11 protein-coding genes are annotated in these 12,935 nt (G+C 56.4%); all 11 read left to right on the top strand.

All coding sequences use genetic code 11. The features are described 5' to 3' along the window. Nucleotides 1-115: 115 nt before the first annotated feature. The 11 genes from RQ738_RS00760 to RQ738_RS00710 all read left to right on the top strand — a co-directional run bounded on the left by RQ738_RS00760 (nt 116) and on the right by RQ738_RS00710 (nt 12,480). The gene (locus RQ738_RS00760) at nt 116-1,033 is read left to right on the top strand and encodes a LysR family transcriptional regulator (protein ID WP_314161465.1); all 918 of its coding nucleotides are present in this window, start codon (nt 116-118) and stop codon (nt 1,031-1,033) included. Nucleotides 1,034-1,110: 77 nt separating this feature from the next. Beyond that, the gene (locus RQ738_RS00755) at nt 1,111-2,205 is read left to right on the top strand and encodes a PilT/PilU family type 4a pilus ATPase (protein ID WP_314161464.1); all 1,095 of its coding nucleotides are present in this window, start codon (nt 1,111-1,113) and stop codon (nt 2,203-2,205) included. A gap of 98 nt (nt 2,206-2,303) precedes the next feature. Next, on the top strand, nt 2,304-2,660 hold the full coding sequence (locus RQ738_RS00750; protein WP_314161463.1) for a hypothetical protein: 357 nt from the start codon (nt 2,304-2,306) through the stop codon (nt 2,658-2,660). Between the two features lie 86 nt (nt 2,661-2,746). Next, the gene (locus RQ738_RS00745) at nt 2,747-4,027 is read left to right on the top strand and encodes a TolC family protein (protein ID WP_314161462.1); all 1,281 of its coding nucleotides are present in this window, start codon (nt 2,747-2,749) and stop codon (nt 4,025-4,027) included. Next, nucleotides 4,027-5,643: an efflux RND transporter periplasmic adaptor subunit gene (locus RQ738_RS00740; RefSeq protein WP_314161461.1), complete on the top strand. Its 1,617-nt coding sequence runs from the start codon at nt 4,027-4,029 to the stop codon at nt 5,641-5,643. Before RQ738_RS00745 ends, RQ738_RS00740 begins: the two co-directional genes overlap by 1 nt. Nucleotides 5,644-5,654: 11 nt before the next feature. After that, nucleotides 5,655-8,786, top strand: a complete 3,132-nt coding sequence (locus RQ738_RS00735) for an efflux RND transporter permease subunit (RefSeq protein ID WP_314161460.1) — start codon at nt 5,655-5,657, stop codon at nt 8,784-8,786. Further along, nucleotides 8,783-9,274 (top strand): c-type cytochrome, encoded by a 492-nt coding sequence (locus tag RQ738_RS00730; RefSeq protein WP_314161459.1) that lies wholly within the window; start codon nt 8,783-8,785, stop codon nt 9,272-9,274. The genes RQ738_RS00735 and RQ738_RS00730 overlap by 4 nt, the downstream gene beginning before the upstream one ends. 12 nt (nt 9,275-9,286) lie before the next feature. Continuing rightward, nucleotides 9,287-9,409: a hypothetical protein gene (locus RQ738_RS00725; protein WP_314161458.1), complete on the top strand. Its 123-nt coding sequence runs from the start codon at nt 9,287-9,289 to the stop codon at nt 9,407-9,409. Between the two features lie 82 nt (nt 9,410-9,491). Then, entirely contained in the window at nt 9,492-9,878 is a 387-nt protein-coding gene (locus RQ738_RS00720) for a DUF302 domain-containing protein (protein WP_314161457.1), read from the top strand. Between the two features lie 19 nt (nt 9,879-9,897). Next, nucleotides 9,898-10,101 carry a heavy metal-associated domain-containing protein gene (locus tag RQ738_RS00715; protein ID WP_314161456.1) on the top strand — a complete coding sequence of 68 codons (204 nt, stop codon included), beginning with the start codon at nt 9,898-9,900 and terminating at the stop codon, nt 10,099-10,101. Nucleotides 10,102-10,242: 141 nt separating this feature from the next. Beyond that, nucleotides 10,243-12,480, top strand: coding sequence for a heavy metal translocating P-type ATPase (locus tag RQ738_RS00710; protein ID WP_314161455.1), 2,238 nt, complete (start codon nt 10,243-10,245; stop codon nt 12,478-12,480). The last annotated feature ends 455 nt before the right edge of the window (nt 12,481-12,935 follow it).

Raw genomic sequence — 12,935 nt, 5'->3', positions numbered from 1 at the left:
TATTTTTCTCTCCACTACCTGAGGCTGGGAAATATATGCCCAATAGTGCATAATTAACACTCATAAGTTTTGATTGAAACGATAAGTAAATACTTATGGTTATAGGCGGCAAATCATGAATGTCACATTACGCCAATTGCGTGTTTTTGAAGCGGTGGGGCGACTCAAGAGCTATACCCGCGCGGCCGAGGAATTATATCTGTCACAGCCCGGTGTCTCCATGCAAATAAAGCAATTAGAGAGCAACCTTGGCATTGCCCTGTTCGAGCAACTGGGGAAAAAGATCTTTTTGACCGAAGCTGGGCATGAACTGTATCAGGCCAGCAGGATTGTCGATAACCAGCTTGACGAGACGGAACAGATTCTCGAGGATTTGAAAGGGGTGCGGCGCGGGCGCCTGATGATCGCTGTCGCCAGTACGGCGAATTATTTCGCCCCCCGCTTGCTGGCCGTTTTCAGTGCCCGCCACGAGGCGGTCACCGTAAACCTGGATGTGACGAATCGCGAAGGCCTCATTTCACACCTCGAGGCCAATGACTCGGATATGGTCATTATGGGGTTGCCGCCACAAAAGCTGGAACTGGAAGCCGAGGCCTTCATGGAAAATCCGCTGGTCGTGATTGCGCCCCCGGATCACGCGCTGGCCGGGAAGAAGGCCATCACGATCCAGCGCCTGCAGGAAGAGACCTTTATCATGCGTGAACCCGGTTCGGGCACGCGGATCGCCATGGAGCGGTTTTTTGCTGAAAAGCGTGCGCAGCTGACGACAGCGATGGAAATGAGTTCCAACGAGGCCATCAAGCAGGCTGTGCAGGCCGGCCTGGGCCTGGGAATTGTTTCCCTGCACACGCTGGAGCTGGAACTGGAGATGCAGCGCCTGGTGGTTCTGGATGTGGAGTCGTTCCCGATTTTGCGACACTGGTATATTGTCCAGCGCAAGGGCAAGCGCCTGTCTCCCGTGGCACGGGCCTTCAAGGACTTCGTGCTGGAGGAGTCTGGCAAGATTCTGCAGTACCCGTTGCTGCGGACATAGTATAGACGTTTATGAATACGAACGGATAGCGTATCGTCAATGTGTAAGGGCCTTCCCGGCCAGCAAAGGTAATAATTATGAACCTCGAATCCTTCCTTAAAGTCATGGTGGATATGGAAGCATCAGACCTGTTCTTCAGCGTCGGCGCCCAGGTGAATGCAAAAGTCGAAGGCCTGCTAAATCCGCTTACCGAAAGCCGCCTGCAGCCCGGCGACGTCAAGACCCTGGCCTACAGCATTATGTCCACGGATCAAATTCAGGAATTCGAGGCTGAGTTTGAAATGAACCTGGCCTTTTCAGCAAGCGGGGTTGGCCGTTTTCGCGTCAATGTTTTCAGGCAGCGCGGCGAAGTCAGCATGGTGATCCGCCGTATCAAGACGGCTATCCCGACAATCGCTGAACTCAACCTGCCGGACATTCTTAATGAACTCATCATGGAGCCGCGAGGTTTGATCCTGGTGGTGGGCTCGAGCGGTTCCGGCAAGTCAACCACGCTGGCCTCGATGATTGACCGCCGGAACAAGACCCGGACCGGACACATTCTGACCATTGAGGATCCGATTGAGTTCATGCATGAACATCAGCAGTCAGTGATTGATCAGCGTGAAGTGGGTACCGATACCCGCAGCTATGCACATGCACTGAGAAACGCCATGCGCGAAGCCCCGGACGTGATTATGATCGGTGAAATCCGCGATATGGAGACCATGCAGCAAGCAATGGCCTATGCGCAAACCGGCCACCTGTGCATCGCCACCCTGCACGCGACCAATGCCTACCTGACCCTGGAACGTATCCTGAATTTCTTCCCGGACAGCGCGCACCGGCAGCTCTATGAGGATCTGTCACTGAACCTGCGGGCAATCGTCTCGCAGCGGCTGCTTACGGGGAAGGATGGCAAACGCCTGCCGGCGGTAGAGGTTATGCTGAACACGCCGCATATTTCTGACCTGATACAGCATGGCGAAATGGAAAAGATCAAGAAGGCCATGGATGAAAGTGGCGACAAGAACATGAAAAGCTTCGATCAGGCCGTCTATGACCTGTATGCTGAGGGCAAGGTGAGCACCGCTGAGGCTCTGAGAAACGCCAACTCACCGGGCAATGTCAAAACGCGCATCCGCCTCAATCATGGTGACATGGAGACGGGCCTCGATGAGCTGGAGCTATAGCCGGACAGGCCTGAACGGAACTTGTGGCAGGAGCCGGAGTCAGAAAAGTTGCTCGTTAGACTGTACAGTCCCTTTTTGGATGGTATATTAAGATTATTATGCTGAGATTTTTCGCACATTGCTGGTTGATGTTATCCCTGCTGGTGGCCCCGTTACAGTTTGTCGCGGCCGAGATCGCAGTGCTCGACGATGCCGGGATGAAGTGCGAGATGATGGATATGCATGCCGGCCATGATATGCAGCATGATGCGGCAAGCATGGATCACAGCATGGGGCAGGATAACTGCGAATGTCCCGAGCAATGCAAGGTCAGTTGTGCCAGTGCCCATATCAGCCCCGGCATCAACAGTATCTTCCAGTTTGTCCCGACAAGCCCTGAGTCTTCAGTCGATGCGCTGACGACGTCGATTCACGGTATCGTCCAGCACACCGAGTTCCGTCCTCCCAAAGCCTGACTTCATAACGATTACACGTTGTCATACGTGTAACAAAGCGAATGCCGTTCGCGGCATGATTCGTGTTTTGTTGTGGAGTCAAGATTATGTTTACCAATCGTACCCGCTGTTTGCGGCTGTACCAGCTCATCAGCCTGCTCATTGCCATTGGCTTGATGGCGAATAGCCTGCCCGCCCATGCCGATGTCCTGTCTTTGGAAGAGGCCGAGCAGCTTGCCATACAGGGCGACCCGATGCTCGGTAATATCGATGCTACGGCGCAGGCGCTGGATGAGGCGGCGATTGCCGATGGCCAGTTGCCCGACCCGAAGGCGAAAGTCAGCCTGTTCAATTTCCCTACCGATACATTCGACCGGAAGCAGGAACCCATGGCGCAATTACGCTTCGGTGTGCAGCAGGCGATTCCGCGCGGCGACACGCTGGAACTGCGCAACCAGCGGACCCGCGTTCAGGCAGGTGGCGAACGCGCCAGGGTAGCGGATGAAACGCGCAAACTGAGACGCGATGTACGGGCAAACTGGTACGAGACGTTTTACTGGCGGCGTGCCGAACGCATTGTCGCGGCCAACAAGCGCCTGTTCAGCGAGATGCTTGATATTACCGAGTCGCAGTATGCCGCCGGCCGGCGCAACCAGCAGGATGTGCTGCGTGCCGATCTGGAACTTGGCCTGCTTGAGGATCGCCTTACCGATATCCGGCAAAAGCAGGAGACTGCCCGTGCCGCCCTGGCAAAATGGCTCGGTGCCGATGCACAACGCGAACTACCGGATGACATCCCGCGGCTGCCTGAACCGCCGAGCCTGGCCCGGCTTCAGGCAAGCCTGCCCCAACACCCGGCCCTGCGCATACAACAGGCCCATATCGATACGAACCGGAAAAATGTTTCTCTCGCCCGTGAGGCCTACAAACCTGCCTGGACTGTCGGTATCGATTACGGAGCGAGGAACGGGAATAACATGGATGGTTCGGAGCGGGCAGACTTGCTCGCGGCAACGGTGACATTCGATCTGCCTATCTTTACGAACAAACGCCAGGATCGTCGCCTGGCCGCCGCGCAGCACCGTGAGGGTGCGGCCAGGTTGCAATACGATGACAGGTTGCGCGCCATGCAGAGCCAGCTTGAAAAGGAATACGTGACCTGGCAGCGCCTGTCCCAGCGACTGCAACGTTATCGGCAGACGCTGATCGGCCAGGCCACAGCAAACAGCGAAGCCTCTTTACTGGCTTACCAGAATGATGCAACTGATTTCCCGACCCTGATGCGGGCAAAGATCACTGAACTGGAGACTCACCTCAAGGCAATGCGCATCCATGTTGATGCCGCCAAGGCGCAGGCGCGCCTGCTTTACCTGGCTGGAGAAGAATAATGCACACAATGATAAAGCGATACACATTACTGATCAGTGCCATAGCGCTGTCTGTTTCACTGGTGGCCTGTGATAGCAGCGACCAGGCACCGGCTGCTGACGGCATGCAGGAGGAAACGGCCATCGAACATGCGGAGAAACACTTCGACCCGAAGTATGTCTGCCCGATGCACTCGAACATTGTGCAGGATGAACCGGGCAACTGCCCGATCTGCGGTATGACACTGGTCGAAAAAGAAGCCGAGAAACCAAAAGAGAAAAAGATTCTTTATTGGGTCGCACCAATGGACCCTAACTTTCGTCAGGAGGGTCCGGGCAAGTCACCGATGGGTATGGACTTGATCCCGTTCTACGGTGAGGAAGGCGGCGATGATAACGCCATTACCATCTCACCGGCGATTGTTCAAAATCTGGGCGTAAGAACAGCAAAAGCCGAGCGTGGAAAACTCTGGAAGCGCGTTGATACGGTCGGTTATGTTGACTTTGATGAGAACAGGATCAGCCATGTGCACCTGCGGACCGAAGGCTGGATCAACACGCTTGTTGTGAAGTCGCAAGGTGCGCGTGTCAAAAAAGGCGACCTGTTGTTCGAACTGTACTCGCCGACACTGGTCAATGCCCAGGATGAATACCTGCAGGCCCTGCGGAGTAATAACCAGCGCTTGCTGGCCGCGTCACATGACCGCCTGCGTGCACTCGGTGTTGACGAGCAACAGATCGACATGATCAAAAAGACCCGGAAGGCCGAACAGCTGATTAAGATACGCGCCAGCCAGGATGGCATTGTCGCCAAACTCAATGCGCGCGAAGGCATGTTCGTCAAACCGCAGATGGAAATAATGGCCCTCGCTGACCTGTCCACTATCTGGATTCAGGTCGAGGTCTTCGAGCGTCAGGCCAACTGGGTGAAAGCGGGTAAACCCGCCGAGATCACCGTCTCTTACCTGCCTGGACGCACCTGGGAAGGCACGGTGGAATACGTCTACCCGAGTCTTGACCCGAAGACGCGCACCTTACGGGCACGTCTGCGTTTTGAAAACCCCGATGAATCCCTGAAACCGAACATGTTCGTCAATGTCACAGTTTTCGGTGGCGCGGAACAGGATGTGGTGAGCATCCCGCGCGAGGCCCTGATCCGTACCGGTGAAGGCGAACGCGTCATCATCAGTCTTGGTGAAGGCCGTTTTGTCCCCCGCGATGTGGTCAGCGGTATAGAATCCGGTGGGCGTGTTGAAATTCGGAAAGGGCTCAAGGGTCATGAAGAAGTGGTGACTTCGGCGCAGTTCCTGCTCGACTCCGAGGCTAGCATCAAGGCCGGCCTGAACCGCATGAGTGAGCCGGAAACGCAGACCGATATGGATATGCAAGAGAACATGCCGGATTCAAAAACCATCACCGGCAAGGGCGTGTTGCGTGAACTTATGCCGGATGAGAAAAAGATCAATGTGTCGCATGAACCGATTCCCGCGCTGGGCTGGCCGGACATGACCATGGACTTTCGCGTTGATGAGGCGGTGAGCCTGGAGGGCTTGCAGCCGGGGCAGGTGATTGAATTCGATATGGTTGAGAAAGACGATACCTATATTATCGAAGCCATCCGCCCGGTTGCGGAATAAGGGGCGCGGCTATGATCGGAAAAATAATCAGATGGTCTATTGCCAACCGCTTCCTGGTCCTGTTGTTGACCGCCATGTTGATTGGCTGGGGTGTGTATGCGGTCAAGAAGACCCCGCTTGACGCGATCCCGGATCTGTCCGACGTACAGGTCATCATCAAGACGACTTATCCGGGGCAGGCTCCGCAGGTGGTCGAGGACCAGGTGACGTATCCCCTGACCACGGCCATGTTGTCGGTGCCGGGCGCGGTCACGGTGCGCGGCTATTCCTTCTTCGGTGATTCGTATGTCTACATCATATTCAAGGATGGCACTGACCCATATTGGGCGCGCTCGCGGGTGCTCGAATACCTGAGCCAGGTCGAATCGCGCCTGCCCCGGCAGGCACGCCCGGCACTGGGGCCGGATGCTACCGGTGTGGGCTGGATCTATGAATATGCGCTGGTCGATCGCACCGGCAAGAATGACCTTGCCCAGTTGCGCAGTCTGCAGGACTGGTTCCTGAAATACGAGTTGCAGACCGTGCCGGGAGTATCCGAGGTCGCCACGATCGGCGGCATGGTGCGCCAGTACCAGGTTGTGCTCGACCCGAACCGGTTACGCGCCTATAACATTCCGCTGGCCAGGGTGAAAAATGCGATCCAGCGTGCCAATCAGGAGGTCGGGGGCGCAGTGATCGAGATGGCCGAGGCCGAGTACATGGTACGCGCCACCGGCTACATCACGGGTGTCGAGGATCTGGAAAGTGTACCGCTGGGCATGAACGAGCAGGGCACGCCAATCCTGCTCAAGGATGTTGCCGATATTCGCATTGGTCCACAGATGCGGCGGGGGATTGCTGAACTCAACGGCGAGGGTGAAGTCGTTGGCGGCATCATCATTATGCGCTTTGGTGAAAACGCCCTGACCACGATCCAGGGTGTGAAGGATAAGCTCAGGCAGTTGCAGAGCGGCTTACCGGCGGGTGTCGAGATTGTCACGACCTATGACCGTTCCTCCCTGATTGAACGGGCAGTCAGTAATCTCAATTACAAACTCATTGAAGAGTTTATCGTTGTGGCCCTCGTGTGTGCCCTGTTTCTGTTTCACTTCCGCTCCGCACTGGTGATTATTATCAGTTTGCCGGTCGGCATTCTGGCGGCCTTCATCGTCATGGAGTCACAGGGCATTAACGCCAACATCATGTCGCTTGGCGGCATTGCCATTGCGATCGGGGCGATGGTCGATGCGGCGATTGTCATGGTCGAGAATGTGCACAAGCACCTCGAGAAAGAAGAACTGACCGACAAGAACCGTTGGCGGATCATGGGTGATGCCGCCTCGGAAGTCGGCCCACCGTTATTCTTCTCGCTCTTGATTATTACCCTGAGCTTCCTGCCGGTGTTTACCCTCGAGGCGCAGGAGGGGCGGATGTTCGCGCCGCTGGCCTATACCAAGACCTATGCGATGGCGGCGGCGGCGGCATTGTCGATCACGCTGGTGCCGGTGCTCATGGGTTTGTTAATTCGTGGGCACATCACGCCGGAGCACAAGAACCCGGTGAACCGTGTGCTGGTGGCCACCTACAAACCGGTGATTAACTTTGTCTTACGGCGACCCAAATCAGTGCTGCTGGCAGGCCTGCTGATAACTGTCATCGGTATCTGGCCGGTCACGAAACTGGGGGGCGAATTCATGCCGACACTGGATGAAGGCGATTTGTTATACATGCCGTCAACCTTTCCTGCCGTATCGATTGGTAAGGCCGGCGAAATCCTGCAGCAGACTGACAAATTGATCCGTACCCTGCCTGAAGTGAAATCGGTATTCGGCAAGGTCGGGCGTGCCGATACCGCGACCGACCCGGCACCACTGACCATGATCGAAACCATCATTCAGTTAAAACCGGAAGAGCAATGGCGTGAAGGAATGACGCGCGAAGATATCGTTCGGGAGCTGGATAGTCTTGTGAAATACCCGAGCATGGCCAACTCGTGGCTACCGCCGATCAAGGTGCGTATCGATATGCTTGCAACCGGTATCAAGACCCCGATCGGTATCAAGGTCGCCGGCCCTGACCTGAATGTGATCCAGGATATCGGCAAGGACATCGAGGCGGTTATGAATAAGGTACCGGGAACCGCCTCAGTGTATGCCGAGCGCGTTGCCGGTGGCCGTTATGTCACGATAGATATTGATCGCGTTGCCAGTGCCCGCCTGGGACTGAACATCATGGATATCCAGGATGTCGTCAGTACCGCGGTCGGCGGCCTGAACGTCACCCAGTCAGTGGAAGGCCTGGAGCGTTACCCGGTGAATATCCGTTACCCGCAGGGTGTGCGTGACTCGCTGGAGAAGATCCGTAACCTGCCACTGGTAACACCGATGGGCGCGCATGTGCCGCTATCACAAGTCGCGAGTATCGAGATCGAAGGTGGCCCGGCTATGATCAAGAGTGAAAATGCACGCCTGAATGGCTGGATCTATGTCTCGATCGATAGCAGTGATATTGCCTCCTATGTGAATGAGGCCAAACTTGCCGTAGCCAATGGTGTGAAGCTGCCGGCCGGTTATTCGATCAGCTGGTCGGGTCAGTACGAATACATGGAACGGGCCATCAACAAGCTGACCATTGTCGGGCCATTGACGCTGGCCATTATCATGCTGTTGTTGTATCTGAACTTCAGGAACTTCATCGAGGTATTCATTATTATGGGGACCCTGCCTGTCGCGCTGGTCGGCGGCGGCTGGTTACTCTACCTGCTGGAGTACAATCTCTCGGTAGCCGTTGGCGTGGGCTTTATTGCTCTCGCCGGGGTGGCGGTCGAGATCGGCGTGCTCATGCTGGTCTACCTCAATATCGCCTACAACCAGAAACGGAACCAGGCTATTGATGCCGGTCGCGTCATGAGCCTGGCTGAATTACGCGAGGCGGTTATCGAAGGGGCGCTGTTACGCGTACGCCCGATCATGATGACCGTGGCGGCGATCATTGCCGGCCTGCTGCCGATTATGCTCGGTGGGGGGACCGGCTCCGAGGTCATGAGCCGCATTGCGGCACCCATGGTCGGGGGTATGGTTACCGCCACCTTGCTGACCCTGGTGGTCATCCCGGCCGTCTTCCTGGTCTGGAAGCGGCGTGGACTTGAAGAGGCAAAGATATGAGACAAATGGTTATAGTCATCGCGGCCAGTGTGCTGTTGGTGGCCTGCGGTCAACCCGCCAACGACGCTAAAAATGAGACAGCACAACAGCCTGCGACACCGCCAACACAGGAGCCTGCGGTGCCTGCACGTAATTTTGACATCGCGCAGTTAAGGCGTGGTGCCGAGGTCTACGAGCAGAATTGCGCGGCCTGTCATGGCGTCAAGGGTGAAGGCGCGCCGAACTGGCGACAGCGTGATGCTGATGACCGCTTTCCGCCGCCGCCGCTGACAGGCGGCGGGCATACCTGGCATCACCCGCTAAGAGCCCTGCGCTATACGATTCGCCACGGCACGCAGGCTATCGGCGGCAGTATGCCTGCCTGGAAGGACAAGCTCAGCGACGCGGACATCAATGCCGTGATTGCCTGGTTTCAGTCGCAATGGCCCGACGAGGCCTATGCAGCATGGTATGACATCGATCAACGGGCACGTAAACGTAAACAATGAAGGAGAAATATTATGCATGACAGCATCTGGTTTACTTTTGGTCTGGGGCACTGGGGATTTGGCCTGCTGTTCTGGGGCTTGATTATCCTTGTCATCGTGAGTTTGTTGACAGGAAAAGGCGGCAAGGACGATTAGGCATTGAGTCTCTCGTCCGAGGCGGTACACTTGCAGGTCTGGCATCTGCCTCATTATTTTCAATATTTTTCAGGAGAACGATATGTACGGTTTTTCAGTCACAGTTACGGACAAGTTTGACGATGCAATCACTCGCGTCACCGAAGAGTTGCAAAAGGAAGGTTTCGGCGTCTTGACCGAGATCGATGTCAAGGCCACCCTGAAAAAGAAACTCGATATCGACAAGCGTCCCTATACCATCCTGGGTGCCTGTAACCCGGGACTCGCCAACCAGGCCATCGATGCCGAACCGGATATCGGTCTGTTGCTGCCTTGTAACGTGCTGGTACGTGAAGAAGAGAATGGCTCTGTTACCGTGGCCTTCATGGACCCGGCCGCTGTCCTGCAGCTGGTTAACCGCCCGGAAGTTGAAGCACTCGCCGGCCAGGTAAAGGAAAAGCTAGAACGTGTGCGTGACGCCTTGAAATAATCAACCGGGAGAAAATGTCATGGCCGAGACAAGGCTCAGCATATCAGGTATGAAATGCGGTGGTTGCGTGGCGACTGTCGAGCAGGTCCTGCGAGCACAGGCCGGCGTCGAGTCGGTTGAGGTCAGCCTCGATAATGCCAGCGCCGTGATCACCGGCCAGGCCGATGCCGGGGTGCTGGCGAAAGCGGTCACCGATGCCGGTTATCCTGCTGTGCCGGCCTAGCCATCGCCGTTATTGTGCTTGCCGTGGCGGCGACAGCGTATTGCCCGGACCTGTGCCTTGCCGAAGAGGGCAGGTCAATTATCATCACGCCGTCATTCCACTGTCGCCTCTTATCAGGGCAAACGTTATTTACATACCATTATGACTAAACCGAAAACTATACGTCTGTCTATAGGCGGCATGAGCTGTGCCGGTTGCGTGGCGAGCGTGGAAAAGGCACTGCAACAGGTCGCCGGCGTTGACGCTGCGGGTGTGAACTTTGCCGAGCATACCGCTGAGGTGCAGGGTAATGTTGCCGTGGACGCCTTGATTAAGGCCGTGGCCGATGCCGGTTACGAGGCGGCCGAGTTAAAGACTGCCGAGGATGCCGAGAGCAAAGAGGCCGGGGAATATGTGCAGTTCCGGCAGTTCATTCGCAAGAGCCTGGTCGCGGCAGTGGTTGGTGGGCCGCTGTTTATCTCCGGGTTGCTGGGTAAAATGCCTGATCTTGCCGGACACCAGCCTTTCTGGATCGGTGTTGGCCTGATCACCCTGTTTGTGCTCTATTACTCGGGCAGAAATTTCTTCAAGGGGGCATGGAAGTCCTTTCGGAATCATAACGCCAACATGGATACCCTGATCGCACTGGGTACAGGCAGCGCCTGGTTGTATTCGATGTTGATCAGCCTCTGGCCGTCCCTCGTGCCGCTTTCAGCACAGCATGTCTACTTTGAAGCGGCAGCCATTATCATCGCCCTGATCAATTTTGGTTCGGCACTCGAGATGCGTGCGCGCGGCAAGACCTCGGAGGCGATCAAGCGCCTTATCGGGTTGCAGCCAAAAACTGCGCGTGTGATCCGTGACGGCAAAGAGTCGGACATTCCCATCGAAGAAGTCGGCCTGGAAGAAACCCTGCGGGTGCGGCCCGGGGAAAAGATCCCGGTCGATGGTGTACTCATCGACGGTCATTCCAGTGTCGATGAGTCGATGCTTACCGGCGAACCCATTCCCGTGAGTAAACAGGTAGGCGACGAGGTGGTCGGTGGCAGCCTGAACAAGACCGGCAGTTTCCTCATGCAGGCGAAGAAGATCGGTAGCGAGACCATGCTCGCGCAGATCATTGACATGGTGCGTACCGCCCAGAATTCCAAACCGGCAATCGGCCGCCTCGCCGACCGTATCTCGGCCATCTTTGTGCCAACGGTGTTAATCATCGCCGTAGTGACAGCCCTGGCCTGGTATAACGTCGGCCCGGATCCGAAGATCAGTTACATGCTGGTCGTCACCATGACGGTGCTGATCATTGCCTGTCCCTGCGCTCTGGGTCTGGCGACACCGATCTCGATCATGGTCGGCGTTGGCAAGGCCGCCGAATTCGGCATCCTGATCCGCAACGGTGATGCCCTGCAACAGGCCGGCCGGCTAACCACGGTGGTCCTCGACAAGACCGGTACGGTCACGGCGGGCAGTCCACAGGTAACGGCGATAAAGGTCCTGGGTGAGCATACAGAGTCTGACCTGTTGACGATGGCCGCCAGCCTGGAACGGGGTTCCGAGCACCCGCTGGCCGAGGCTGTCCTGACTTCAGCAAGGGAGCGGTCACTGGATTTACAGGAGGTCGAGGGCTTCGAGGCCATCACCGGTCAGGGTGTCCGGGCAACGCTTGACGGCAAAACACTTTTATTTGGCAACCAGCGCCTGATGGAAAGCCGCAACATCGATCTCGACGAGTTGTTAAATATGGCGGCGGACATGGCGGGCCAGGCCCAGACGCCGATGTTCCTTGCCATCGACGGACAGGCCGTCGGCATTATCGCGGTCAGTGACCCGATAAAGGCAGATTCAAAAGCTGCGATTGATAAGCTGCATCAACTGGGTTTACATGTGGTCATGCTGACCGGTGACAATCGTGCCACGGCCGAGGCGGTAGCAAAACAGGTCGGCGTCGATACGGTGCTTGCCGAGGTCCTGCCGCAGGACAAGGCCACCCAGGTCATCGCCCTGCAGAAGAGGGGTGAAATCGTCGGCATGGTGGGTGACGGCATTAATGATGCCCCGGCCCTGGCCCAGGCGGATGTGGGTTTTGCTATTGGCACCGGTACCGATGTTGCCATTGAGAGCGCTGATGTGACACTGATCCGCGGTTCACTACAGAGCGTCAGTGATGCGATTGGTATCTCGCGGGCGACGGTGCGCAATATCCGCCAGAACCTGTTCGGTGCCTTTGTCTATAACAGTCTCGGCATCCCCGTGGCTGCTGGCGTACTTTACCCGCTCATGGACATCCTCCTCAACCCGGTGGTCGCCGGCGCTGCAATGGCCATGTCTTCTGTAACGGTGGTCACCAATGCCAACCGTCTGCGTTTTTATAAGCGAACCAGTAGGATGGATCAGGTGTAATGCGATGTCCATATCTGCATGGGTTTTAACAGCTCAACGCAGAGGCGCCGAGACGCGAAGGTCGCGGAGTGAATTGGATTCAGCGAGGTCGGAGTCGCTGCCTACAGATGCATTTCAATCCATCGGGGTCGGAGTCGCTGTCTACAGGTACTTTTGACCTGGTCGCCAACGTCACGGCCCGCTGTTCCAGAATCCATCGGGGTCGGAGTCGCTGTCTACAGGTACATTTGACCTGGTCGTCAACGTCGCGGCCCGTTGTTCCAGCAAATCACCACACCCGCGCGACTCCGACCCCTCAATCCATCGGGGTCGGAGTCGCTGTATACAGGTACTTGTGACCTGGTTGTCAACGTCGCGGCCCGCTGTTCCAGCAGATCACCACACCCACGCGACTCTGAGGTTCCCCCAATAAAACGGACGATTTAATTACCGGTAGCTCGTTCTTCGTACTCCAC

Origin of the sequence: Sulfuriflexus sp. (assembly GCF_032250955.1) — a bacterium.
Lineage (GTDB): Bacteria > Pseudomonadota > Gammaproteobacteria > AKS1 > AKS1 > Sulfuriflexus.
Note: the sequence above shows the minus strand (reverse complement) of the source record. Positions and strands in the feature narration are given on the sequence as shown.

Bases quoted from the DNA above. Each gene is read 5' to 3' on its own strand.
- RQ738_RS00760 (WP_314161465.1), top strand. From the start codon at position 116: ATGAATGTCACATTACGCCAATTGCGTGTTTTTGAAGCGGTGGGGCGA.
- RQ738_RS00755 (WP_314161464.1), top strand. From the start codon at position 1,111: ATGAACCTCGAATCCTTCCTTAAAGTCATGGTGGATATGGAAGCATCA.
- RQ738_RS00750 (WP_314161463.1), top strand. From the start codon at position 2,304: ATGCTGAGATTTTTCGCACATTGCTGGTTGATGTTATCCCTGCTGGTG.
- RQ738_RS00745 (WP_314161462.1), top strand. From the start codon at position 2,747: ATGTTTACCAATCGTACCCGCTGTTTGCGGCTGTACCAGCTCATCAGC.
- RQ738_RS00740 (WP_314161461.1), top strand. From the start codon at position 4,027: ATGCACACAATGATAAAGCGATACACATTACTGATCAGTGCCATAGCG.
- RQ738_RS00735 (WP_314161460.1), top strand. From the start codon at position 5,655: ATGATCGGAAAAATAATCAGATGGTCTATTGCCAACCGCTTCCTGGTC.
- RQ738_RS00730 (WP_314161459.1), top strand. From the start codon at position 8,783: ATGAGACAAATGGTTATAGTCATCGCGGCCAGTGTGCTGTTGGTGGCC.
- RQ738_RS00725 (WP_314161458.1), top strand. From the start codon at position 9,287: ATGCATGACAGCATCTGGTTTACTTTTGGTCTGGGGCACTGGGGATTT.
- RQ738_RS00720 (WP_314161457.1), top strand. From the start codon at position 9,492: ATGTACGGTTTTTCAGTCACAGTTACGGACAAGTTTGACGATGCAATC.
- RQ738_RS00715 (WP_314161456.1), top strand. From the start codon at position 9,898: ATGGCCGAGACAAGGCTCAGCATATCAGGTATGAAATGCGGTGGTTGC.
- RQ738_RS00710 (WP_314161455.1), top strand. From the start codon at position 10,243: ATGACTAAACCGAAAACTATACGTCTGTCTATAGGCGGCATGAGCTGT.